Origin of the sequence: Variovorax sp. WS11 (assembly GCF_010499245.1) — a bacterium.
GTDB lineage: Bacteria > Pseudomonadota > Gammaproteobacteria > Burkholderiales > Burkholderiaceae_C > Variovorax.
Map to the genome: position 1 here is coordinate 80506 of NZ_JAAGOW010000005.1, position 24733 is coordinate 105238.

Below are 24733 nucleotides of genomic sequence, written 5' to 3' on the forward strand. Positions count from 1 at the left end.
CGGAGTCGCGGAAGCTGGAATCCATCGGTACAGCGTGGGCACCGATACGCTCAGGTTCTTGGCTGATTCGATCTTGCTGCCGGTCATCTGTTGCTTGCGTCCGCCCTTGCGGCCAAGCCGACGGGCGACTTCCAAACCGGCTCGGCATGAATTGAATTTTCCGGTTGCCAGGCCGCACGACTTATATTAGTCGCGGTTTGGCTGGCGCTGCCGACGACCGCTTTCCGGCAATCATGACGTCTGCTGGCGGGCTGGAATGGGCCCACTGCCGACCTTCGCCTTGGTGCTCTGTGTGTCCGCAATGCGGCGGTGAGCAGTCTTCCGTGCCCGCTGGCAGAGAGCTTCAAGGTACGTCATAGGCGGCCACCGAGACAGCGCGCTGCTCGGCCGAAACCCGGCTGTAGCGGTACCGCCCCCTGAAGGGCCGTTACGGCCGACTGTTGAGGGCCTCCGGCCGCAAATGGAGGAGCAAGGCGCCGCATATCAACCCAAAGGCGAGGCGCGGCGCGACGAAAGCGACAAGCGTCGCGGTTGCGAAGATCGCAAGGACAGCGAGAGATCGGTGCCTTGCCATGCGCCGCGCTCGGGCGGAGACCTGCGTGGCATCGGCTCGCCCCAAGACCTCCCGCTCGAAGACGTTGAAGGCAATGTCTACGCACACGAAGAGCGCAGCGTAGAACACAACAGGTGCCGACGCGAGCTGGGTGCGTGCAATCCATGCCGTTGCGAATGGCAAGAACGACACCATGAAGAGATGGGCGAAGTTGATCCATATCAATCGCAATGTCGGAGGACCCACAAGCCCCATGAGGTAGTGGTGGTTGATCCAGATAATGGCGATGAACAGGTAGCTCACGGCGTAGCTGACTACCGTGTGCCACAGGGGCCAGAGGGCGGAAAATGTTGGGTGCTCCGGTGCCTTGAGCTCCAGCACCATCACGGTCATGATCACGGCGATCACCGCGTCTGAAAATACAGCCAACCGATGCGCGGTGACCGCGCTGACCTTCTCTTCGTGCATGGCGTGCTCCTAGGAAGTCGTGACCTGCCTTCTACCGGCGCTCGAGCAACTGCTTCGTCTTGCTGCTGCGAGGCGAGCGCTCGCGATGCGTGGCCTGCTTGGCACGATTTCCGCATACGGCCATGCTGCACCAGCGACGAATTTGTCCCCGGGTGGTGTCGACGAACAGCAGGGTGCAGGTATGCCACTCGCACCCCTTGATCTGCGTGAAATCGACTGTGGTCACCAGGTCCGCCATCACCTTGGCCAGAGGCAGCAGCAGACTGTCTGCGGAACGCCAACGGCGGTCTGCGACGAACGCGAGCCCCGAGATGCTTTCGCCGTCTGAGGTGGCATTTCGAGAAACGATCTGGCCATACACCTCGTCTCGAGCCAGCAGTCGGTTCAAGGGCTCCAGCTCTCGAATCGCCTCGGGGCCGAGGCGGGCGCCCATGTGGGATGTCACGAAAGAGCGAAACCAGTTGCGAAGCGCGCGCGCTTGCGCTGCCACAGCGTCAAGCTCCCCAGGACCTGCCGACCTGCGCATGTGCTGTAGTACCTCAGGCTTGACCAGATCTGCCTGCGACAGCCAATTTAAGAAATCTTCACCTGAGCTGAGCCATTCCACCGGGGCATCCACGGGCGAGGCGATCGAGTTGAGGAAGTCCAACGCGGAGGCACCGCCGATGAGAAAGGGCGGAGGCAATGCCTGAGTGACATGACGTGTTGCAGTCTTCTCTTGACTGATGTGTGGTCGAGCTGACACCGCGGGTACTCCATGAAACTCATGTGAATGCCCATTCTCGCTGATAACCCTTGTTATCGCATTTGACAGGTTACCCGTCGAGAGATAACCTCTGCACCGCATGCACGATGGTTACGTTACGCTAGCCAGATGGATGGATCGGCGCATAGTCCGTCGCATGCGCTTGCCGACAATTTGGAAGTAGAGATCGTATTTCCCGACACCGGCAGGACAAATATGATACGTAACCTGTACAACGGTTACATCGAGGTCAATCAAACCTGAAAGGAGATGGAGATGAGCACCATCGGGTACAAGCGGGTCGATGTCGATGGGTTCGGCGTGGCCTATCGTGAAGCCGGGCCGGTGAACGGCCCAACGCTGCTCCTGCTGCACGGCTTCCCGACTTCGAGTCACATGTTTCGGGACCTGATCCCGAAGCTGGCCGACCGGTACCGGGTCGTGGCGCCGGACCTGCCGGGCTTCGGGCAGTCCGATTTGCCCTCGCGTGAGCGGTTCAAGTACACGTTCTCGAATCTGGCGAAGGTGATGACGCGTTTCACCGAGGTGCTGAAGCTCGATCGTTTCGCCGTGTATGTGTTCGACTACGGCGCACCCACGGGCCTGCGGATGACGGTCGAACACCCGGAGCGGGTGACGGCCATCATCACGCAGAACGGCAACGCTTACGTCGAAGGACTGAGCGACGGTTGGAATCCGATCCGCGCGTACTGGAAGGAGCCAACCCAGGCCAACCGCGACGCGTTGCGCGCGCTGCTTACGCCCGAGACGACGTACTGGCAATACACGACCGGCGTCAAGGACACGTCCCTGGTTTCTCCGGATGGCTACAACCTGGACAACTACTACATGACCCGACCCGGCGCGCACGAGGCACAGCTCGACCTATTCCTCGACTACGCGAGCAATGTCGACATGTACCCGAAGTTCCAGGAGTACTTTCGCAAGCACCAGCCGCCGGTGCTGGCCGTCTGGGGCAATGGAGACCCGTTCTTCTTGCCCGCAGGCGCTGAGGCTTTCAAGCGTGACTGCAAGAACGCGAAGGTCACGTTCTTTGACACCGGACACTTCGCTCTCGAGACGCACTGCGACGAAATCGCTACAGCCATCCGGGACTTTCTGCCGGGGTCGAGGTGAGGGCTCCGCGCGGTGACGAGACCCTCCGGGAGCCGTGATGCTCGCCTTGGAAGTCGTCCAGTTGCCTGTCACCGATATCGACCGTGCGCTCGCCTTCTACACGGAGCAGGCTGGCTTCATCCTCGACGTCGACTACCGACCCGCCGCCGAGTTTCGGGTTGTGCAGCTCACCCCGCCCGGATCGGCATGTTCTGTACAACTGGTCATTGCAGACTCGCCTGGCCGGGTGCACAACCTGTACCTCGTGACGACTGACCTCGCCGACGAGTGGGCGAAACTGATCGCCCGCGGCGTGGCGGTCGGTGCGGTCCGGCACAAGGACCCGGTCGAGACGTGGGCCGGCAGATGGAGCACGGGGCTGGACCCCCAGCGTCGCGACTATGCCAGCTTCGCCGACTTCGCCGACCTGGACGGCAATACCTGGACCCTACAGGAACGCGGTCACCGAGCGTCATGATCCCGCCCACCCGAATGAAAGGAACACCACCATGGGGCTGTCCTGGCAACAAGGTCCGTTGAGCGGCGCGTCAGTGGGCCGCTTCCTCACTCCCGAGCCGCTCCCGGAACGACTGCTGTTCGCCGAGCGCCTTCGCCGGAGGCTCCGGGTCAAGCTGGCCGACGAATGGATCGCCGACAGCGAAGATGTGCTGCTGCTCCACGAGCCCGCACGCTACCCGGTTGCTTACTTTCCGCTCGGCGACGTTCGCCCCGGCGTTCTGGTCAGAGAGAACCGCACTACGCAGCACCGCGACTTGGGGGATACCGACTGGTTCACCGTCAACGTCGGCGACCGGCGTGTCGCCCACGCCGCATGGCGGTACACCGGCCTGCCCGACCACGCCGGCGAGCTGCAGGGCCGCATCGCCTTCGCCTGGCGAGCGATGGACGCCTTCTACGAGGAGGATGAGCGCATCGTCGGCCACGCCGCCGACGCCTACCACCGCATCGATATCCGCCAGAGTTCACGAGATCTGGTCGTCAAGAACGGCGTGAGGACGATCGCTGACACCAAGCGGCCGGTCGTTCTGTACGAGTCCGGTTTCGCACCGCGCTGGTACGTGATGCGCCAGGACGTCGACGAAAACGCGCTGATCCCAACCGAGGGACAGACGTTCTGCCCCTACAAGGGCCTGGCCAGCTACTACGACATCGGTGACCACAAACGGGCGGCCTGGTATTACCCGCAAGCGTGGATCGAGGTCGCACGCATCTCCAACCTCGTCTCCTTCGAGCCGGACAAGGTCGAGGTCTACCTTGACGGCAAGAAACTCGCCCTCGAGCCTGGTCAGGGCGTCATGCCGCACGGAATCGACCGAGGCCTGGATCCCGACGAGATACTCAACCGGGCCGATGGCCCGGTCCGCCCCTAGCGCTCGCCGCTTTGCAACTCAGATGTCGATCACCACGTCACCCTGGGGCCAGGAGCAGCAGATCAGGACATTTCCTTCCGCCGGCGGATCGAGCGGATCAGGCCGGTAGGCGACGGACCCGGAGATCAATCCGCTCTCGCAGTTGTGACAGACGCCGGTGCGGCACGACCACCGGACGGGCACGTCACACGCTTCCGCCAATTCAAGAAGGCTCTGGTCATGCGACGAGCGCCAGCGAACGGTGATACCGCTGCGTGCGAAGGACACCAGTGGACCTGCGCCGGTGGTGCCCGTTGGCTGATGCGGTGCGCGCATCGGGGTGGAGCCCACGCCGGGCGTCAGCGAAGGGCCACCGGAAAACACTTCGGAATGGATCCGGTCCGGAGGCACGCCCCAGGCAGTCAGGCCCATCATCAGATCGCCGAGGAAGCTCGATGGCCCGCATAGATAGAAGTCGCCATCTCGCGGGACGCGCAGCTCTTGGAGGGCCTTTATCCCAAGACGACCCGTCGCGTCGTAGTCTTGCCCCTCCCGATCATCCGCATCCGGTCGGCTGTACCAGATGTGACTTCGCCCGCGAGTAAGCATCCCGAGAAGTTGCTGCACCTCCGTGGCGAAGGAATGCGAATTGCCATTGCGTGCACTGTGCAGCCACCAGACCTCGCGAAGCGAACCGTTCTCGGCCAGACCGTGCAGCATGGCCAGGACCGGCGTTGCGCCGATTCCTGCACTTAGGAGCACCACCGCCCTGTCTCCCGGCTGCAAGGTGAAGCCGCCTCTCGGTTCGCTGACCTCGAGGACGTCGCCGGTGCGAGCACTGCTGTTCAGGTAGCTGCCCGCGGCGCCATTTGGCTCGACCTTGACGCTGACGCGATACTGCTTGTCGGAGAGAGGTCCGGAGAGTGAATAGCTCCGAAAGAGCAGCGGACCGTCGGGCCTCGGACGCAGACGGAGCACGACGAATTGGCCAGCGAGTGGCGTCGTGAGCCGCCCTCCATCCATCGGCTCCAGCGACAACGAGATCACATCCACGCATTCGCGATCGATCCGTGAAACTCGCAGCGGCCGAAACCCAGGTCCTGCCGTCCGCGCAGCCGCTGCTGGCACCAGACCCGCGTTGCCCGTCGCGCCAGGGTGGGCATCCTGGCTGCGAACCAATTCCTCGAAAGACCACCGCCAGCCCGGGGACAGCGCAGGGATTCGCAGCGCCCGCTCGAGTTGATCGCGGGGATGGTGGGAGGAGTACAGCAGTGCATTGACCTCGGCAACGGTCATGCACTCCGGCCCTCGAGTGACCGGCAGGATCGGGTCGCCGGCGCCGACCTCGCCTTCCTCGAGGACGCGCAGGTAGAAGCCCGGCCGTCCGCTGGAGGTCAGGAGCGCAGCCATTTGGGGCTCGTTCATCCGAATCCCAACGCGGTAGCAGGTGACCCGAGGCTGGGTCACCTCGAACAGAGCAGTCCCGATCCGGTACCAGTCGCCGATGCAGACCTCGTCATCCGCCAACCCCTCGATGGTGAAGTTCTCGCCGAACTGCCCGTGGGTGAAATCGCGACAGCCCAGTCGCTCCTCCCAGTAACGATACGATTCGATCTGGTAAACGAAGACCGCTCGCTGCTCGCCTCCGTGGCCATCGAGATCGCCCTGCCCGTCGCCTTCGACATTGAGTCGCTTGACGCGCCGACGGCCCTGCACGGGCTCCTTCCAAATGCCGGTGTGCACGGTCCTTCCACGCCACTCGATGTCGCGGGGAAGCCCGACGCTGACGGAAATTAACCGGGCCATCGAGATACCTCCGGGTTCCTGCGCGCGTGTTGGCGACCATTGAAATTATCACGATAGGAACGTCACTTGTGGTGCGTGGTGTTTTCTACCTCCGAGGTGCCAACGTCGCCCCGGGCCGCCTGATCCAGAGACCGCTTTGCGGCGTCTTTTTCAGCCCGATGCATCCGCTCTAGTGCGGAGAGCCGTTGTCGTCGCGGAGGACCGGAATCACGTCTGAACCGGAAGTTCGATTCAGCTGTCCGAGCGACCGGCGGTCATGGCCGCATCTTGCCCTTTGACGTTCAGCCGCATTTGAAGCGCTGCTTCGTACTGCATCGCGTGAAGCGCTTGGGAGATCGCGTCTGCCGTTGATGGTTGCGCCGGCGCCGATGTTGACTATGCCGCCCGCGGCGGCCGCGATGTGAATCGCGTCACCGAAGCCGCTGCCGCCGATAACGTTGCCAACACATCCACCCCGTAGGTGCCGCTGGTGCTTGAGGCGCGGATCCCGTCCCCGCGGTCCTGGTGGTCTCAAAGGCGGTCGATCTTGTGAAGCACAAGATCTCGGCTTGCGGCGGCGCGGCAGCACAGTCGCTCGCGGGTGGCCATCAGGGCCCAGAGCTCTCTGCCGTCGCCGCTCACCTTTCGGCTCACATCGCCGCCTTTGAGCGTTTGCGTCCGATGCATTACGCCAGAGGGAATTGTTTGGTCGGACTCGGCCTTAAGCGACATGCCCTGCTCCGTGTCCTCGGCGATTCCGTTCCCGACCGGACCGCACTTTCCCCAACCAGGGGAGCTCCGATGCATTGCCGGCATGTGATCCTTTCGAGCATAAAAACGATGCAAACAAGCATCGTCATTTGCATTCCCGGATCTTAAAGTTGCGGCTCCTATTGATGAAGAAGCTGAACCATGACTGATATTCCTGCCATCCAATCTGCCCGCCGCGTCACCGCGAATGTCCGCGCACTAGTCCAGGACGGGATCCCTGCGACCAATCCTGTCGTCGAAACCATCCTGAGTCGTAGCGCAGCCAAGTACTACGACCCGGTCGCTACCTTGAGCGACGAACAAATCAGTGAGCTGGTGCGTATCACCACGACCGCGCCGACGTCCTTCCACTTGCAGAACTGGCGCTTCATCGCCGTACGCACGCCGGAAGCCAAAGCTCGGTTGCGTCCGATTGCGTGGAATCAACCCCCGATCACAGACGCTGCAGTCACCTTCATCATCTGCGGCCAGTTGGCCGATGCCAGCGTGATTCCGCAGCGCCTGGCACCGTTGGTGCAAGCGGGCATCATGCCGGCAACGATGGTGCCGGAGTGGGAGAACCCCGCTCGTAGTCTGTATGCCGAGGACCCGCAGCAGCAGCGAGACGAGGCGGTGCGCACTGGTGCCATCGCCGCGACGGCACTGATGTACGTGGCCCGGTCTTGGGGCCTTGGCTCGACGCCCATGATCGGTTTCGACGCTGAAGCGCTGGTCCGCGAGTTCGCGCTGGCCGAGAACGAAGTGCCGGTCATGTTGGTAACCGTCGGTGCAGAGCGAGCGGGAAATTGGCCGCAAAAGCCGCGCCGTCCAGTCGCCGATGTGTTGGATCTCGTATAGCCAAGCACAGACCCTTGCCCCCCTATTTCCCAACTGTTGAAAATCTAAGGAGCCTACGATGCCCAGAACGCTACCCACGCCGCAACAAGTGCCGGCAGAGTCGAAGCCGACCCTCGATATGTTCACCAAGAACATCGGCTTCACCCCAAACATGATGGCGACCTTCGCGCAGAGCCCGATCGCGTTCAACTCATGGGCCACACTGCTCGGCTCGCTGAGCAAGGTGCTGGACGTGAAGACGCGCGACAGCATCGGCCTTGCAGTCTCGGAAGTGAATGGGTGCGATTACTGCCTCACGGTTCACAGCTTTACGGCCGAGCGGATGGCCAAGATGTCTGCCGACGAAATCATCCTCGCTCGGCTGGGACATGCCACCGATCCTAAGCGGCACGCTGCCGTCCAATTCGCGCGCAAAGTCATCGAGAACCGCGGCAAAGTCAGTGACGCCGATCTGCAAGCCGTTCGCGATGCTGGCTACACGGAGGCGCACGTTATCGAAATCGTCGCACTGGTGGCCATGTACTCGCTGACGAACTTCTTCAACAACGTGTTCGATCTCGAGAAGGACTTTCCCGCCGTTGCCCCGGCCGGCTCTATCAGAACGCAACCTGTCGCTCCGACCACCTCGGAGGCGGAAAGCTTCAGTCAAGTGCGAACCCACACCTACGAGCAAGAGTGATGGCTCAGTCATCGGATATTGCGGCGCCGGCGGCGCAGTCAGAACGCGGATTGAAGGGCCTTGGCCGCCTTCGCTGTCACCGCCGCCGATCCTAACCAGGCAACTTAATACGGAGAGATCTCATGAAAGCGATTGTTGTTACGGACCAGGCGGCGGGAAAAGCCGGGATGAAGCTGGTGGAGCGGCCCGATCCGGTGCCTGCGATCAACGAAGTCGTCGTTCAGGTTTATGCGTCGGGATTCGTCGGCACTGAGTTAGCGTGGCCTTCGACTTGGACCGATCGCGTCAGCCGGAACCGAACACCGTCCATCCCAGGACACGAGTTCGCCGGAGTGGTCACCGCTCTCGGCTACGGCACGACGGGACTCTCGGTGGGCCAGCGGGTATTGGGCATCACCGATTGGTATCGCGACGGTACACTGGCCGAGCATGTGGCGGTCGAGGGCCGCAACCTGGCGTCCCTGCCAGGTGATGTCGACTTTGCCGTAGGCGCCAGCCTGCCAATCTCGGGCCTCACCGCGTGGCAGGGACTATTTGATCATGGCCGCCTTCGTGCTGGCCAAACGATACTCGCCCACGGCGCTGCCGGCGCTGTTGGATCAATCGTGACGCAACTCGCGCGTGAGTTCGGCGCCTACGTCGTCGGTACCGGACGCGCCGCTGACCGTCAGGCTGCTCTGGATTTCGGCGCGAACGAGTTCGTCGACCTCGATAACGAGGTCCTCGAAAACGTCGGCGGCGTGGATCTGGTGTTCGATCTCATCGGCGGCGAGATCGGGAAACGGTCCGCGCGCCTGGTGCGAACAGGAGGAACGTTGGTCTCCGTCGTAGGGCCCTCAGAAGCGCGGCCCACCGACGGCTTGGCGGTCGACTTCGTTGTCGAGTCCGACCGTGCACAACTTGGTGAGATCGTCCAGCGGGTGCGGGACGGACGACTGCGGACGCACATCGCCAGGGTTGTGCCCCTCGAAAATGCTGTCGCCGCCTTCACCCGCACCGAGAGGATCAATGGGAAGACGGTCATCCGGATTCGTTCGTGACGAGCCGGCAGGAGCGCAGTTCCGCGTCCCTTGCACGTCATCGCGGTGCCGCTTGGGTGCATGGCGATCGGTCGTCATGCATCCTGGAGGACGCCTGCGTCGTTGATGCATCACGAGGTCGAATGGTCGTGATTTCGATCGCGTCCAGGCCCGAGCTTTTGCCCTGCATCACCACCGTGGGCCGTCGGCTCTGCCGCAAGCAGCTGATTCTCGATACGGCCCTCGGCAACTCGCGCGGCCAGCGCTTTTACTTCAGGCAGGGGCTGCTTTCTCGAGCCTTGCATTTCGGCCAAGCCCTTCCGGAGGAGTGAGTGTTACGGGTGCCATTTACGCTACCGCGATACGATTGTTGAGCACTTTCACCTCCCGAAATCCCATGTCCGAAGTCGACTGGCTGAGCCAGCTCCTGCAAATGATCACTGTCACAGGCCGGCTGGAGGTCCGCTGCGCTTACGGCGCGCCTTGGCGCGTCTCCTGGCCCCAGGCCGCGGCAGACGAGATTCCCTACCACATCGTGCTCAAGGGCCGGGCCATTCTCAAAGATTCAAAGATGGAGACGGTCGCGGAACTGATGGGCGGAGACATTGTGCTGCTGCCTCACGGCTCGGAGCACGTGCTGGACGATGGCAGTGGAGCGGCCCCGGCGCCCACACACAATCGCCGAGATTCGGGAGGTTGGATGCTCAGCGAGAACGATGGCTCGGGCGAGCGTCTGGATCTGTTGTGCGGGAGGTTCTTCGTCAGGCAACCGCATGACCGCTTGATTCGCAATTACCTGCCCACGAATGTCGTCATACGGGCGTCCGACAGCAATGTCGGCGAAGGTGTCAGCTCCGCTTCACAGCACCTGAGCGGTCTGATGGGCCTGATGCGGCTTGAGTCCACCAGCGACAAACTGGGCGGAAATGCCGTACTGAACGCGCTGTCCTCCGCGCTGTTCACACTCGTACTGCGTGCAGCAAGCGAATCCGAGCATGCCCCCGCAGGCTTGTTGGCGTTGGCCGGCCATCCACGCCTGGCGCCGGCCATTTCAGCCCTATTTGCTGATCCGGCACGCCCTTGGAAGCTGCCTGAACTGGCCGACTTGTGCAGCATGTCGCGCGCTACCTTTATGCGGCACTTTCAGGACAAGCTGGGGCGCTCGGCCATCGAACTGTTGACCGATATCCGCATGAGTCTGGCCGCCAACGAGTTGACGAAGCCGGGGATTACAACCGCGGCCGTAGCCGAGTCCGTAGGGTATCAATCCGAGGCAGCATTCCGGCGTGCGTTTGCCGAATGGATGGGAGTGACGCCCGGGCAATGGCGCCTTGCGGCGCGTGAGGGTCGTTAATGGCGCTCATTTATTGGTAGGTCGGGTTACTGGAGGTGCTCGGCGAAGGTCTGGTGTTGGGCCGCATCCTGCCACATCGCCAAGCGGCGCGGACGCTCCCTAAGCCGTCTTTGGACTGTTCCGAAACCAGACCTTCAACGGAGGAGCTCAGCAGATGGGATCCGCTGGAACACTTGGTCAAGCCAGCATGGTCAACGGGGCCGACGGCGGTACATCATCGTGGCCCGCATTTCCTGGGCAACCGCCGTCCTGCTTGATGCAGCGCCGCTCGAGGGTGATCACGCCGCGATCAGACCGCGTCGAGCGGAAACACCGGGCGGCGCACCTTGGAGAACGGGAACAGGCTGTAGTCCGAACTGGTCACGCCCGGGCTGTCGCACTCGACCAGCGCGGCGGAGATCGGCTCGAACACCGGCCGGCAGTACATGCGCGACTTGAGCAGCAGGAAGCGCTCCTTGCGTGGATCGAGCCCCGCGCATGCGAAGACGCCGATGTCCCAGGGCTCCTGCGTGCGCTCCGTGACGACGATGCGCGCCGCGCCGATGTCGAACAGCACCGTGCGGCCCATGCTGCTGCGCTGGCCGGTGTAGGTGGGGCCGGTGATCACGTATTCGCCGTTGCCGATGGTGCGCACCACGCCGGTCAGCGCAACGGGCGTCTTGGAGAGTCCAATGCCTGCCAGCGACACCTTGTTGCCGAGCGCCACCGTCACCGTCGCGCCCTCGCCTGCCGCGATGAGCTCGCCCACCGCCTCGGGGTCGCACAGCGGACCGACGCCGATGCCGTCGAGCCCCTGCGCCAGCGCCTCCTGCAGCACGTCCATGGTGTCGCAGCTGCCGCCCGACATGCAGTTGTCGCCATGGTCGAGCAGCAGCACCGGCCGCGTCGCGCCGTCGGCGATCTGCCTGGCTCGCGCAATCGACTCGGCCAACGGCTCGCTGCGGTAGACGAAAGCCTCGCGCTCGTCCCACATCTGCCCGGCGATCCGGTCAGCCGTGGCTTGCGCCCGCTCGGGCGACCGTGCGTCGACCACGACCACGCTCATGCAGGGTGCCTCGATGTCCGACAGCGAGAAGCCGGCAAAGATCGACACCGCGAGCGATTCGAACTGCTCGGCGGCGCGCGCCGCCTCGATCGCCCGCTGCATCGCGCCGGTGAACGATGCACTGCGCAGCGTGTGGGCCATCAGGGGCAATGGATGCCAGCGCATGGCGGGCTTGCCGCGTCCCGCCAACATCTTGAAAACGAGGCGGCCGGCATGCTCGCCCGTCTCGTACATGTCGGTGTGCGGATAGGTCTTGAAGCCGACGATCACGTCCGCATTGCCGACCATCGCAGGCGTGACGTTGGCGTGCAGGTCGAGTGCCACGCCGATGGGCACGCCGGGAGCCGCCGCGCGCACCCGGGCCAGCAGGTCGCCCTCGCCGTCCTCGCTGTTCCGCGCCACCATGGCGCCGTGCAGGTCGAGCAGGATGGCATCGCAGCCCGGCGCCGCATCGACGATGCATCGAGTGAGCGTGGTGTAGGCCTGCGCGTCGACCGGCCCGCTCGGGTTGGCCGAAGCCGACAGCGGCGTGACCACCGTCGCGCCCACCTGCTCGGCCAGGTCGATGAAGGCCGACATCGCGGTACGCATGCCCTTGTTGTCGCGGTAGGCCTGCTCGCCGAAGCTCGGGCCGTAGGGCCCGAAAGCCGCGAGCGGCGTGGGCACCGGCGAGAAGGTATTGGTCTCGTGGTTGAGCCGCGCAATCAGCACCTTCATGAGAACGCGACTCCCGCGCTTTGCAGCATCGCCTGCAGCAGCACATTGCAACCCGCTTCCAGGTGATCGGGCTGCGCATCTTCGATCTCGTTGTGGCTGATTCCGTCGAGGCAGGGCACGAAGATCATCGCCGTGGGGCACGCGCGCGCGAGGTACACGGCGTCGTGGCCGGCACCGCTGATCAGGTTCATCCAGGTCATGCCCTGCGCCTGCGCGGCCTCGCGCACGGCCGAGACGAGCGTGGGCGTGAAGGGCTGCGGCGGAAAGTAGACCACCTGCTCCACCGTCGTCTCGACCTTGCCTTTGGCGACGATGCGCTGCACCGCGGCCTTCAGTTCGGCGTCCATGGCCGACAGCACCACGTCGTCCGCCGCGCGCAAGTCCACACTGAGCTTCACGCGTCCCGGAATCACGTTGCGTGAATTGGGATAGTTCTCGATCCAGCCGACGGTACCGCGTGCATGCGGCGCATGGGCCAGCGCAATGCGGTTGACCTCGATCACGAGTTCGGAAGCCGCGAGCAACGCGTCCTTGCGAAGCTCCATCGGGGTCGGGCCGGCATGCGCCTCCATGCCCTGCATCACCACGTCGTACCAGCGCTGGCCCAGCGCGCCCTCGACCACGCCGATGACGCGTTCATTCGCCTCGAGCACCGGACCCTGTTCGATATGCGCCTCGAAATAGGCGCCCAAGGGCGAGGCCGCGGCCGAAGCCGGCGCCGCGCCCGCATAGCCGATCGACGCCAGCGCCTCGGCCACGCTGATGCCGTCGTGGTCCCGCTGGGCCAGCGCGTGCTCGAGCGTGAAGGCTTCGGCGAACACGCCCGAACCCATCATCACGGGCACGAAGCGCGAGCCCTCCTCGTTGGTCCACACGGCGACTTCCAGCGGTGCTTCGGTGACGACCTTGGCATCGTTCAGGGTGCGGATCACCTCCAGCCCGGCCAATACGCCGTAGTTTCCGTCGAACTTGCCGCCCGTGGGCTGGGTATCGATGTGGCTGCCGGTGACGACTGCGGGGCGCGTGTTGTCGCGGCCGGCGCGGCGCGCAAAGACGTTGCCGATCTGGTCGACTCGCAGCTCGCAGCCGGCTTCGCGCGCCCAGCGGGCAAAGAGGTCGCGGCCCTGCCTGTCGAGGTCGGTCAGTGCGATGCGGCACACGCCGCCCTTCTCGGTGGCGCCGATCCGGGCCAGTTCCATCAGCGAGCGCCAGAGCCGCTCGCCGTTGACGCGGAGTTGGGTGTGTGAGTTCATGGCTTTTGCAAGTGCGGAAGGGATGCGCGAGCCTCAAACAAGGCCCACGCCCAGATAGCGGTCTTTCACCTCGTGGTCGGCCATGAAGGCCGCATTGCCGGCCTCGTGCACGATCACGCCCTGTTCCAGGATGTAGTGGCGGTCCGCCAGTTGCACGCAGACCTCCAGGTTCTGCTCGACCAGCAGGATGGCCACGCCGGCCGCCTTGATGGTCTTGAGCTGCGCGACGATTTCCTCCACGATGACCGGCGCGAGACCTTCGACCGGCTCGTCGAGAATCAGCAATCGCGGATGGTTCATCAGCGCGCGGCCAATGGCCAGCATCTGCTGCTCGCCGCCCGAGAGTTGCCCGCCGCCGTTGCGGCGCCGCTCCTTCAGGCGCGGAAAGATGCGGTAGATGTCCGCGAGCTGCCAGGGCGACTCGCGCCGTTGGCCGAGCAGGAGGTTTTCTTCCACCGTCAGCAGCTTGAAGACGCCGCGGTGCTCGGGGACCAGGCACACGCCGCGGGTGGCAATGCGGTGCGGCGGCAGGCCCGCGATGTCCGTGCCCTGAAAGCGCACGCGGCCGCTGGTGGGTGTGACCGCACCGGCAATGCTCTTGAGCGTCGTCGACTTGCCCGCCCCGTTGCGGCCCAGGAGCGTGACCAGTTCGGCCTCGCCGACGCGCATCGACACACCCTGCAGCACATGGCTCTTGCCGTAGTGGCTGTGCAGCTTGTCGACTTCCAGCATATTGCTCATCGGAGTACCTTCGCCTTCGGCTGCGGTGCTATGAGCCTTCGGGACGGCCGTGCGGCTCATGCTTTGCCCCCGGTGATCATGTTGCCGAGGTAGGCCGTGCGCACGCGCGCGTCGCAACGAATGTCGCCCGGCAGGCCCTCGGCCAGCACCCGGCCCTGTTGCATCACGGTCACGGTGTCGGAGATGTCCATCACGATGTTCATGTTGTGCTCGATGAGCAGCACGGTGTGCGCGTCCCGCAGGCCGCGGATCAGCCGCTTCATGTCGTCGAGGTCGTCGATGCCCATGCCCGAGGTCGGTTCATCCAGGAAGATGGCCTTGGGCTTCGCCGCGAGCGCCATGCCCACTTCGAGGCGGCGCTGCTGGCCATGCGAAAGCTCGCCGGCGGGCGTGTCGGCCAGCCGCTCGAGGCCCACGCGCTCCAGCACTTCGGCCACGGTGTCCGCGCAGGCACGCTCGCCGACCGGTGCGTTCCAGCAGTTCATGGCCTGGCGCGGCGCGAGGCCTTGCGCCGCAACGCGCAGGTTCTCGCGCACCGGGAGGCTCGCGAACAGGCTGGTCACCTGGAACGAGCGCGCCATGCCGCGCTGCACGCGCTTGTGATCGGGCTCGCGGGTCACGTCGTGGCCGTCGAACAGGATGCGGCCGCCGGTGGTGGTGCCGGTGCCCGTCAGCATATGGAACAGCGTGGTCTTGCCCGCGCCGTTGGGCCCGATCACCGAGTGCACCGTGTTGCGCTCGATCTTCAGGTCGACCCCGCCGAGCGCGGCGAACTTGCCGTAGTGCTTGGTGATGCCGATGGCTTCGATGAGTACGGATGGGTTCATGCCTCTTGCCCCTGCGCTGCAGGCGCCTTCGGTGCGTCGTTTTCGGCCGGACCCTTGCGGAACAAGCGGCGCCATGCGCTCTCGCCCAGGCCCCAGAGGCCGCGCTGCATGCCGATGCTCACCGCGATCAACAGCAGCCCCAGCAGCAAGAGCCATCGCGGCCAGAGCGTGGAGAGCCAGTCGGCCAGCAGCACGTAGAAAGCGGAGCCCAGCACCGAGGCGAAGAGGTTGCCGGTGCCGCCGATCACGGTGATGACCAGGATCATCTCGCTCGTGTGGTACTCGGCGTTCGACAGCGGTGCGATGCCCGTCATCATCGCGTGCAGGCCGCCCGCCAGGCCGGTCACGGCGCCCGAGATCACGAACGCCAGCAGCTTGAAGCGCTTGAGGTCGTAGCCCACCGCGGCGGCGCGGTCCTCGTTGTCGCGGATGGCCAGCAGCGTGCGCCCGAACACCGAGTCGGTCACGCGCAGCAGCAGGCCGAACGCGATGAGGAACATCACGGCCACGAAGGCGTAGTACTTCCAGGGCGTGTCCAGGAAGGCGGGACGCGGCACGTCGAGCAGCCCGTTGTCGCCGCCGGTGAGCCCCGACGCGGTGTACGCCACGAAGTAGAACATCTGCGCGAACGCCAGCGTGAGCATCACGAAGTAGGTGCCGCGCTGGCGAATGGCCACCCAGCCGACCACCGCTGCACCGAGCGCGCCCATGGCGATGGCCGCCAGCAGCGCGAGGGGCATCGGCAGCTGCAGCCGTGTGAGCAGGATCGCGATGGTGTAGCTGCCCAGCCCGAAGAAGATGCCCTGTCCGAACGAGAGCAGGCCCGTATAGCCCAGCAGCAGATTGCAGCCCAGGGCCGCCAGCGCATAGATCAGCACCTCGCTCGCGAGCGAGCCCGAGCGCAGCACCAGCGGCAGGCCGAGCGCGACGATCAGCGCCAGGAGGAAAGTGATTTTTCTCGGCATGGCGTGGTTCATCCTCTGCGGCCGAGCAGGCCGTGCGGGCGCAGCAGCAGCACTGCAGCCATCGCGATGTAGATCATCAGGCTCGCGCCCGGCGGCCAGATGGTGCTCATCAGGCTCTGCACGATGCCGATGAGCAAGCCGCCGACGAGTGCGCCGGCAAAGCTGCCGAGCCCGCCGATCACCACCACCACGAAGGCGACGCCCAGCGCCTCGACGCCCATGAAAGGCTCCGCGCCGCGGATCGGCGCGGCCAGCACGCCGGCGAGTGCCGCGGTCGCTGCCCCCAGCGCAAACACCAGGCTGAACACCCGGAACACATTGATGCCGAGCAGCGACACCATTTCGGTCGACTCGCTGCCCGCGCGCACTGCGCTGCCGAGGCGCGTGCCTTCGAGCACCCACCACAGCAGCACCGCCAGCACGGCGGTGGAGCCGATCACGAACAGCCGGTACTTGGGATAGACGAAGCTGCCCCAGATCACCACCCCCTGCAGCAGCTCGGGCGTCGGCACGCTGTTGCCGAGCGGCCCCCAGGACACGATGACGAGCTCCTGCACCGCGAGCGCAAGCCCCACGGTCACGAGGATGTGGAACTCGTGCGCCTTGGCGTACACGCGGCGCAGCAGCAGCTTCTCCGCCAGCCAGCCCAGCGCGCCCACGAACAACGGCACCAGCACCAGCGCGGCCCAGAAATCGAGCCCCCATTGCATGGCCTGGAAGCACAGATAGGCGCCCAGCAGATAGAAGGCGCCATGCGCGAAATTCACGAAGCGCAGCAGGCCGAACACGATGGACAAGCCGACGGCCAGCAGGAAATACAGCATGCCGATGCCGATTCCGTTGATGGTCTGGAGCAGATAGACGGTCATGGGCAAGCGCGGGGTCAGCCCAGCTTGCAGCCGGTCTTGTCGAGAGGGAGAAAGGACTTGCCGGAACTCACCACGTCCACGAAGTCGGCCGGGTTCTTCATCTTCGACTTCGGCTTGCCCTTGAGCAGGTAGTAGTCCTTGATGACCTGGTGGTCGGCCTTGCGGATTTCCTCGGCGCCCGTGAGCCCGTCGTACTTCATGCCTTCGAGCGCCGCGATCACGGCCTTCTGGTCCACCGTGCCCGCCTTCACGATGCCGTCGAGGAGGATCTTGGTGCAGACATACGAACCCGCGAGGCTGTAGTTGGGCACGATCTTCAACTGGTCGGCCGCGAGCTTCACCAGGCTCTTGTTGAGGGGCGTGTCGGCGGTGTGCCAGTACTGCGCACCGAAATAGACACCGTCGCACAGGTCGGCGCCCAGTTCGTCGAACTGCTCCAGGCCCGAGGCCCAGGCTATGAGGATCGTCATGTTCTTGTGCATGCCGAAGCTGACCGCCTGGCGCAACGCGGCCGACGACTGCGCGCCGAAGTTCAGCAGCAGCAGCACGTCGGGCTTGGCGGCCATGGCGTTGGTGAGGTAGCCGCTGAATTCCTTCTCGTTGAGCGAGTGGTAGCTGTTGCCCACGTGCTCGATGCCCTTCTCCGCGAAGATATTCTTGGCCGCACTCAGCAGGCCGTCGCCGAACACGTACTGCGGCGTGATGGTGTACCAGCGCCTGGCCTTGGGCATCGTGGCGATCAACGGGCGCACCGTCTGCTCGATGGCGCCGAAGGTGGGCACCGACCAGCGGAAGGTGGCGGGGTTGCAGTCCTTGCCCGTGATTTCGTCGGCGCCCGCGGTGGTGATGAAGATGCCGCCGGCCTTCTCGGCTTCCTTGCCCATTGCCAGTGCTTCCGAGGACAGGATGCCGCCCGCGAAGAAGTTCGTGCCCTGCTGCTGCGACGCTTCCTGCACCTTTCGCACGGCGGTGGCGGGCTTGCCTTCGGTGTCGAGCACGGTGTAGGCCAGGGGACGCTTGAGCACGCGGCCGTACTGCTCGATGGCCAGCTTCATGCCCAGGTCCGCGAACTTGCCGTTGGCGGCGAACGCGCCCGACATGGGCACCGGGCAACCGAAGCGGATGGCATCGGCCGATTGGGCAAAGGCGGCGCGGCCGGCCAGTAGCGAGGCTGGCGCGGCCGACAGGGCGGCGAGTTGAAGCAGGTGTCTGCGCTGCATGGGGGTTCTCCGGTCGTGGTGTGGAAGAGGAGGGGCTGCGGAATGGCCAGCAATTTAAGTGGATAAATATGATTAATATGCTGGTAAAAACCCTCTAGCAATCTGCATGCCAAAATCCGACAGATGCACAGGCCCAATGCCCGCATACCACTTGCTCCCCGCTCTACCTCCCAGCCCTGAACGCATGAGACCGCCTTCGTCCGATCGTCAAGCAGCGCCGCCTCCGGCGACGACTCGAAGCGTGCGCACCGGGGAAGAAAGCCCATGACCTTCGGGCAGAACCGCCCCAAGCGGCAAAAGCTTTCGGACGTCATCGTCGAAGACGTCAAGCGCTGGATCGTTGCCGAGCGCAAGCAGCCGGGCGACCGGCTGCCCAACGAGAAGGAACTGATCGAGCTCTTCGGCTATTCGAAGAGCACGGTGCGCGAGGCCCTGAAGGCGCTCGAAGTGCGCGGGCTGGTCTCCATACGCACCGGTCCGGGCGGCGGCGCGTACCTGCAGCAGGTGTCGCTCGACCATGCGTCGGAGCCGCTGCGCAACTTCCTGCACTTCCATCACCTCGATGGCCACCACATCTATCAGCTGCGCAAGGTGCTGGAGCCCGAACTGGCGGTGAGCGTGGTGGGAAAACTGACGCCCGAGCAGTTCGAGCGGCTGGAAGAAAACGTGCGCCTTTGCACGCTCGAGCCCACCAACGAGGACGAGTTGCGTGCGCAGCGCGAGGCCGAGCTCGCGTTCCACACGATGCTGGCCGAGAGCTGCCCCAATCCGGTGCTCTCCTTCATGTGCCGCTTTCTCAACGACCTGCTGCGCGACCTGGTGGTCTACAAGAAGGCGCTCGACCATCATCATTTCGGCGAGGCCAACGTCGACTATCACACGCAGCTCCTCTCGGCCTACCGCCGCGAGGACGCCGACGAGGTGCGCCGCCTGATGGCCGAGCACATGATCGACGCCGAGGCCCACATGCACGAGATGGAAGCGCACATCGGCGCCAGGCACCTGCTGCTTCCGAGCGGGCAGCGCTAGCCGGCCGTCTTGCCGCGCCGGCGGGTCGGCGCACGAGGCTGCCGCAGACCCGCCAGTGACCCGCCATATGCGCGCACCGGCTATGCATGCGCAAAAGCCTTCGTTGGGAACGGGCGCTGCCGCACGCAGACTGCAGCGTCCGTCCCCCTACGAGGAGTTTTCCCCCATGAATGACCGCTTGAGCCGCGTGCAGGCATCGCGTTCCGCCGCCGTCAAGGCCCGCCTTCAGCATCCGGTGATCGACACCGACGTGCACGTCAACGACTATGCGCCGGTGCTCGAAGACTACATCCAGCACTACGGCGGCAACGCTTTGGTCGACGCCCTGCGCAAGGCCCTCGGCGGCCGCTTCGTCACCCGCACCGGCGGCGGCAAGGACTGGTACCAGCAGACGCCCGAGGAGCGCCAGTACCACCGCACCCTGCGCGCGCCCTGGTGGGCCCGCGTGACGCGCAACACCTACGACCTCGCGACCTACACGCTTCCCGCACTGCTGTACGAGCGGCTGGCCGAGCAGGGCTCGGACTACTCGGTGCTGTTCCCCAACGACGTGCTCTCGCCGGCCGCGGCCGGCAGCGAGTACCGGCAGCCGCTGCACCGCGCGATCAACCACTTCCACGCCGACCAGTACCGCGCCTATGCGGACCGCCTGACGCCGGTGGCCGGCATTCCGCTGCACACGCCGCAGGAGGGCATCGAGGAACTCGAGTTCGCGGTCAAGACGCTGGGGCTCAAGGTCATCAACATCGCCGGCGGCGTGCGCCGGCCGATCCGCGCCATCGCCGACAAGTACCCCGCCAAGGAGCATCCCGAGATCGCCAAACAGGCCGGCTACATCGACTTCTACGGCATCGACAGCGAGCACGACTACGACCCCTTCTGGGCCAAGGTGGTCGAGCTCGGCGTGCCGGTGACCACGCACTACGGCAGCCAGGGCTGGACCGGCCGCCAGTCGATCAGCAACTACATGAACAACCACATCGGCCATTTCGCCGATGGCTCGCAGGCCTTCGCCAAGGCGCTGTTCTTCGGCGGCGTGACGCGGCGCTTCCCCGGCCTGCGGGTGGGCCTGCTCGAAGGCGGCGCCGACTGGGGCGCGCATGTCTACACGCACCTGGTCGACCGCTGGGAGAAGCGCAACCGCGTGGCAGTGCGCAACTACGATCCCGCCGAGGCCGACGTGGCGCTGCTGGTCTCGCTGTTCGAGCGCTACGGCGCCGACTACATCCGGGGCCGCGCGGGCTACGAGTCCACGCCTCGGCATCTCCGCCCTGCCCCACAGCCGCGAGCCCGACGCCTCGGAGATCGACGACTTCGCGCTGGCCGGCATCGAGAAGACGGAGGACATCCGCGCGCGCTGGGTCGACAACTTCTACTTCGGCTCCGAGGCCGACGACCGCACCGTGGCGGCCGCCTTCAACACGCGCGTGAATCCGCTGGGCGCGAAGATCAACGCCATCTGGTCCTCCGACGTCGGCCACTGGGACGTGCCCGAGTTCACCGAGCCGCTGGCCGAGAGCTGGGACCTGGTCGAGCAGGGCGTGATCGCCGCGGCCGACTTCAAGGCCCTCGTGTTCGACAACCCGCACCGCTTCTACACCGAGGCCAACCCGCGCTTCTTCGAAGGCACGGAGGTCGGACGCAAGCTGGCGACCGCCGCGTCCTGAACACGACACGAGAGGACAAGAAGACATGCGACAGACCCTGTCCCTTCTGCGCCGATCGGCCTCGGCATTGTTCGTGCTGGCCTTGTCCGCACTCGCCGCCGCGCCGGTGCAGGCCGCACCCGAGGTGATCCGCATCGGCGTCGCCACCGCCGGTGGCGGCGAACCCGTCACCTGGGGTGGCTCCCCCGGCGGCGTGGTGCGCGTCAACCACTGGCTCGAAGAAGAGTTCAAGGCCTCGGGCATCAAGGTCGAGTGGCTGTTCTTCAAGGGCGCCGGCCCGGCCGTGAACGAAGCGCTGTCGAACAAGCAGATCGACTTCGCCTACCAGGGCGACCTGCCGTCGATCGTCGGCCGCTCCAACGGCCTGAAGACCAGGCTCCTGGTGGTGAGCGGCGCGCGCAACAACCTCTATGTGGTCGCGCCGCCCGCCTCCGACATTCGTTCGGTCAAAGACCTGAAGGACCGCAAGGTCTCGATCTTCCGAGGCACCAACGGCCACCTGGTCGCGATCAACGTGCTGGCGGCCAACGGCCTGGCCGAGCGCGACATCAAGGGCGTCAACCTCGACACCGGCAGCGCGCAGGCGGCGCTGGTGTCCAACGGCGTGGACGCAGCCTTCGGCGGCTACGAATGGTTCAAGGTGCGCGACCAGGGGCTGGCGAAGGTCATCTATTCCACGCAGGGCCAGGACCCGGCGCTCACGCGGCAGGCGTCGCTGCTGGTGCGCAGCGAGTTCGAGGAAGCGAACGGCGCCGAAGTTCAGCGCGTGGTCGACGTCTTCGTGCGCGCCGCGCATTGGTCTTCGCAAGAGCAGAACCGCGACGCGCTGTTCCGCATCTGGGCCAGGAGCGGCACGCCGGTCGCTTCCTGGGCGGCGGAATTCGACAAGCAGTCGCTGGCCGATCGCAACTCGCCGCTGGTCGACGACTTCATCGTCGGCCGCTACAAGGCCGTGGTGGCCGATGCGCTCAAGCTCAAGCTGATCCGACGCGAAGTGGCCATCGACGGCTGGTTCGAGACGCGCTACCTGCAGAACGCGCTGAAGAAGCAAGGCCTGGAGAACTACTGGACAGCTTACGACGCCAAGGGTCAGCCCAGGGCCAAGCAGTCGGTAGCAGCCAATGAGCGCTGAGCGCGCGGTCACGGCGCCGGTGCAGGTCGCCGGCCTCGACATCGAGCAACCTGATGCGACTCGCGCCGCACCGCTGCCCTGGCGGCGGATCGGCGACGCGCTGCTGCCATGGCTTCTTCCCTTCGCACTGCTCGCGCTCTGGGCCACCGGCGCTGCGCAAGGCTGGATCTCGCAGCAGGTCCTGCCTTCGCCGCAGTTCGTCTGGGAGACGCTGCGCGACCTCGCGAGCGGCGGCGACCTTCGGCTGCACGTGAGCGCCAGCCTGGCGCGGGTGCTGGTCGGCTTTGCCGCAGGCAGTGCGCTGGGCCTGCTGCTGGGCTCGGCCATGGGCCTTTCGAAACGCATCGAGGCCTATGTGCTGCCCAGCTTCAACGCGCTGGTGCAGATCCCGGTGCTCGCGTGGCTGCCCTTCGTGCTGTTGATCGTCGGCATCGGCGAGCCGCTCAAGTACATCCTGATCGCCAAGGCGGCGCTGGTGCCGGTGGCCCTCAACACCCTGCAGGGCTTCAGGCAGACGCCCCTCGCGCTACGCGAGGTGGGCGAGGTCTACGGCTACACCCGGCGCCAGCAGGTGCTGGAGATCGTGCTGCCGCATGCCGTGCCGACGCTCTTCACGGGCCTGCGCCTGGGCTTCACCAAGGCCTGGCTGTCGCTCGTGGTGGTCGAGCTCGTGGCTTCGAGCGAAGGGCTGGGCTACCTCATCGTCTACGGCCGCCAGCTGTTCCAGCTCGACCTCGTGATGGCGGCCGTGGTGGTGGTCGGCGCCATCGGCTATGCGATCGACCGGCTGCTCGATGCGCTCGAATCCTTCGCGCACCGCCGGCGGCCGGGAGCTGCGCGATGAGCGGCCCGACACGCGACGCGGCCGAGCTCGCCGCGGTACAGCCGCTGCAGCCGGCCGAGCGCAGCCGCTGGCGCGGCCTGGTGCTGCCGGTGGCCGCCGTCGCGCTGTGGTGGGCGCTGTCTTCGGCCGACCTGGTCAACTCGGCGCTGCTGGTGTCGCCCGGCAAGGTGCTCGCCACCGCCGTCGACCAGGTGGCGAGCGGCCGGCTCTGGCGCGCCCTCGGCGCGAGCCTGGCGCGCGAGGCGACGGGCTTCGTCATCGGCACCGTGCTGGGGCTTCTGCTCGGCGCGCTGCTCGGCCTCTCGACGCTCGCGAACCGCATCGTCGGGCCGAGCTTCAACACCTTCAAGCAGATCTCGCTGTTCGCCTGGATTCCGCTGATCTCGGTCTGGTTCGGGCTCGGCGATGTCGCCAAGGTGGTGTTCCTCTCGCTGGCCGCGCTGGTGCCGGTGGTGGTCAACACCTGCGACGGCATCCGCACCACGCCCCCAGCCCTGCTGGAGGTGGCGCGGGTCTACGGCTACACGCGCTGGCAGACCGTCACGCAGGTGGTGCTGCCGGCAGCGCTGCCGTCGATCTTCACCGGCGTCTACCTGGCGCTCATCTACTCGTGGCTCGCCACCATCGGCGCCGAGTACCTGCTCGTGGCCGGCCGCGGCATCGGCAACACGCTGATCGAAGGCAGCGAGCATTTCCAGATGGACCTGGTGATCTTCGGCATGTTCGTGATCGGCCTCGTCGGCTGGTCGATGAACGCCGCGGCCCGCGCCGTCGAACGTCGTTTGGCCCGCTGGACCGGGCGCACCTGAAGGCGCAGAAAGAACTCAATCCCCATGACCTCCACCCTTGCGAACCCCACCCACGAACTCGACATCCGCGGCCTCGGCAAGCGCTACGCCAGCACGCAGGCGAGCGGCGGCGAACTGCAGGTGCTCGAAGGCATCGACCTGCACGTGCCGGCCGGGCGCTTCGTCAGCATCGTCGGCGCCAGCGGCTGCGGCAAGTCCACCCTGCTGCGGCTGATCCTGGGCCTCGACGCGCAGTACGAAGGCGAGATCCTGCTGGACGGCCAGCCGGTCTCGGGCACCGGCCGCGAGCGCGGCATCGTGTTCCAGGACCACCGCCTCTTTCCCTGGCTCACGGTGGAGCAGAACATCGCGGTCGGCCTGCGCAATGCCCCCTTCAGTGCCACGCAGAAGCGCGAACTCGTGGCCGCGCATGTGGCGCGGGTCGGCCTCGAAGGCTTCGAGAAGTCCTTCCCCCACCAGATCTCCGGCGGCATGGCGCAGCGCGTGGCAATCGCGCGCGGGCTGGTCAACCGGCCGCGCGTGCTGCTGCTGGACGAGCCCTTCGGCGCACTGGACGCGCTCACCCGCTCCCGGCTGCAGAACGAGCTGCAACGCATCTGGCAGAAGGAGCGCATCACCATGCTGCTGGTCACGCACGATGTGGAGGAAGCCGTCTTCCTCGGCGACCGCGTGGTGGTCATGCAGCCCTCGCCGGGGCGCATCCGGCGCATCGTGGAGGTGGACCTGCCGCACCCGCGCAACCGCAGCGACCCGGCCTTCATCGCCCTGCGCGACGACGTGCTGCGCGACTTCCTCGACGTCGGCGCCGATGCGTCGCCCGCCGTCGCACCGCCGGCCGAGCGGCCCGGCGGCATCGCCATCGGGCTGCCGGGGCGGCTGCAGCTGGCCTGGTAGGCGCCGGCGCCGATCGGAGCCCGA

The 24733-nt window shown here is 65.5% G+C and carries 21 protein-coding genes and 3 pseudogenes; 14 read left to right on the forward strand and 10 right to left on the reverse strand.

The features are described 5' to 3' along the window. Positions 1–427: 427 nt before the first annotated feature. A complete protein-coding gene (locus GXN78_RS35090; protein WP_106555526.1) occupies positions 428–1021 on the reverse strand; it encodes a TMEM175 family protein in 594 nt (197 codons plus the stop codon). 31 nt (positions 1022–1052) lie between these two features. Further along, the gene (locus GXN78_RS35095) at positions 1053–1670 is read right to left on the reverse strand and encodes a CGNR zinc finger domain-containing protein (RefSeq protein WP_239143111.1); all 618 of its coding nucleotides are present in this window, start codon (positions 1668–1670) and stop codon (positions 1053–1055) included. Between the two features lie 372 nt (positions 1671–2042). Between GXN78_RS35095 and GXN78_RS35100 the strand changes: the two genes are divergently transcribed. Genes GXN78_RS35100 through GXN78_RS35110 form a run of 3 tightly spaced genes read left to right on the forward strand, consistent with a single transcriptional unit; the run spans position 2043 to position 4273 of the window. Beyond that, entirely contained in the window at positions 2043–2903 is an 861-nt protein-coding gene (locus GXN78_RS35100) for an alpha/beta hydrolase (RefSeq protein WP_106555524.1), read from the forward strand. A gap of 34 nt (positions 2904–2937) precedes the next feature. Further along, positions 2938–3360, forward strand: coding sequence for a VOC family protein (locus GXN78_RS35105; protein WP_181360501.1), 423 nt, complete (start codon positions 2938–2940; stop codon positions 3358–3360). A 31-nt stretch (positions 3361–3391) separates the two neighbouring features. After that, positions 3392–4273: a DUF427 domain-containing protein gene (locus GXN78_RS35110; RefSeq protein WP_106555522.1), complete on the forward strand. Its 882-nt coding sequence runs from the start codon at positions 3392–3394 to the stop codon at positions 4271–4273. A gap of 18 nt (positions 4274–4291) precedes the next feature. Here the strand turns inward: GXN78_RS35110 and GXN78_RS35115 are convergent, their stop codons facing one another. Beyond that, positions 4292–6058, reverse strand: a complete 1767-nt coding sequence (locus tag GXN78_RS35115) for an MOSC and FAD-binding oxidoreductase domain-containing protein (RefSeq protein WP_106555521.1) — start codon at positions 6056–6058, stop codon at positions 4292–4294. 891 nt (positions 6059–6949) lie between these two features. On the opposite strand from GXN78_RS35115, the gene GXN78_RS35120 reads away from it, so the two are divergent. From GXN78_RS35120 to GXN78_RS35140, 5 genes and pseudogenes are all read left to right on the forward strand, one after another. Continuing rightward, positions 6950–7645, forward strand: coding sequence for a nitroreductase family protein (locus GXN78_RS35120; protein WP_106555519.1), 696 nt, complete (start codon positions 6950–6952; stop codon positions 7643–7645). 58 nt (positions 7646–7703) lie between these two features. Further along, a pseudogene (locus GXN78_RS35125) lies at positions 7704–8243 on the forward strand (carboxymuconolactone decarboxylase family protein); the annotation flags it as partial. Between the two features lie 203 nt (positions 8244–8446). Further along, a complete protein-coding gene (locus GXN78_RS35130; protein ID WP_106555517.1) occupies positions 8447–9364 on the forward strand; it encodes an NADP-dependent oxidoreductase in 918 nt (305 codons plus the stop codon). A 203-nt stretch (positions 9365–9567) separates the two neighbouring features. Next, positions 9568–9675, forward strand: a pseudogene (locus GXN78_RS35135) (GNAT family N-acetyltransferase); the annotation flags it as partial. A 65-nt stretch (positions 9676–9740) separates the two neighbouring features. Beyond that, positions 9741–10697 carry an AraC family transcriptional regulator gene (locus GXN78_RS35140; RefSeq protein ID WP_106555516.1) on the forward strand — a complete coding sequence of 319 codons (957 nt, stop codon included), beginning with the start codon at positions 9741–9743 and terminating at the stop codon, positions 10695–10697. Positions 10698–10986: 289 nt separating this feature from the next. Here GXN78_RS35140 and GXN78_RS35145 read toward each other — a convergent pair whose 3' ends face one another. The 7 genes from GXN78_RS35145 to GXN78_RS35175 are packed head-to-tail and all read right to left on the reverse strand — an operon-like array spanning position 10987 to position 18334. Next, positions 10987–12459, reverse strand: coding sequence for a M81 family metallopeptidase (locus tag GXN78_RS35145; RefSeq protein WP_106555515.1), 1473 nt, complete (start codon positions 12457–12459; stop codon positions 10987–10989). Then, the gene (locus GXN78_RS35150) at positions 12456–13712 is read right to left on the reverse strand and encodes a Zn-dependent hydrolase (protein WP_106555514.1); all 1257 of its coding nucleotides are present in this window, start codon (positions 13710–13712) and stop codon (positions 12456–12458) included. Before GXN78_RS35150 ends, GXN78_RS35145 begins: the two co-directional genes overlap by 4 nt. 33 nt (positions 13713–13745) lie before the next feature. Further along, complete coding sequence (locus GXN78_RS35155) at positions 13746–14453, reverse strand: ABC transporter ATP-binding protein (RefSeq protein ID WP_106555513.1); 708 nt, start codon at positions 14451–14453, stop codon at positions 13746–13748. Positions 14454–14509: 56 nt separating this feature from the next. After that, positions 14510–15280, reverse strand: a complete 771-nt coding sequence (locus GXN78_RS35160; RefSeq protein ID WP_106555512.1) for an ABC transporter ATP-binding protein — start codon at positions 15278–15280, stop codon at positions 14510–14512. Further along, positions 15277–16245 (reverse strand): branched-chain amino acid ABC transporter permease, encoded by a 969-nt coding sequence (locus tag GXN78_RS35165; RefSeq protein WP_106555511.1) that lies wholly within the window; start codon positions 16243–16245, stop codon positions 15277–15279. Before GXN78_RS35165 ends, GXN78_RS35160 begins: the two co-directional genes overlap by 4 nt. Positions 16246–16253: 8 nt before the next feature. Continuing rightward, entirely contained in the window at positions 16254–17114 is an 861-nt protein-coding gene (locus tag GXN78_RS35170; protein WP_106555510.1) for a branched-chain amino acid ABC transporter permease, read from the reverse strand. A 14-nt stretch (positions 17115–17128) separates the two neighbouring features. Continuing rightward, positions 17129–18334, reverse strand: coding sequence for an ABC transporter substrate-binding protein (locus GXN78_RS35175; protein ID WP_106555509.1), 1206 nt, complete (start codon positions 18332–18334; stop codon positions 17129–17131). Positions 18335–18598: 264 nt separating this feature from the next. On the opposite strand from GXN78_RS35175, the gene GXN78_RS35180 reads away from it, so the two are divergent. The 6 genes and pseudogenes from GXN78_RS35180 (at position 18599) to GXN78_RS35205 (ending at position 24709) form a co-directional block, all read left to right on the forward strand. Then, positions 18599–19363 (forward strand): FadR/GntR family transcriptional regulator, encoded by a 765-nt coding sequence (locus tag GXN78_RS35180; RefSeq protein WP_106555508.1) that lies wholly within the window; start codon positions 18599–18601, stop codon positions 19361–19363. 166 nt (positions 19364–19529) lie between these two features. Continuing rightward, positions 19530–21030, forward strand: a pseudogene (locus tag GXN78_RS35185) (amidohydrolase family protein). Positions 21031–21055: 25 nt separating this feature from the next. Further along, entirely contained in the window at positions 21056–22162 is a 1107-nt protein-coding gene (locus tag GXN78_RS35190; protein WP_106555507.1) for an ABC transporter substrate-binding protein, read from the forward strand. Next, positions 22152–23006 carry an ABC transporter permease gene (locus GXN78_RS35195; RefSeq protein ID WP_106555506.1) on the forward strand — a complete coding sequence of 285 codons (855 nt, stop codon included), beginning with the start codon at positions 22152–22154 and terminating at the stop codon, positions 23004–23006. Before GXN78_RS35190 ends, GXN78_RS35195 begins: the two co-directional genes overlap by 11 nt. Further along, complete coding sequence (locus GXN78_RS35200) at positions 23003–23815, forward strand: ABC transporter permease (RefSeq protein ID WP_106555505.1); 813 nt, start codon at positions 23003–23005, stop codon at positions 23813–23815. The genes GXN78_RS35195 and GXN78_RS35200 overlap by 4 nt, the downstream gene beginning before the upstream one ends. Before the next feature lie 24 nt (positions 23816–23839). Next, positions 23840–24709 carry an ABC transporter ATP-binding protein gene (locus tag GXN78_RS35205; RefSeq protein WP_106555504.1) on the forward strand — a complete coding sequence of 290 codons (870 nt, stop codon included), beginning with the start codon at positions 23840–23842 and terminating at the stop codon, positions 24707–24709. Positions 24710–24733 lie beyond the last annotated feature (24 nt).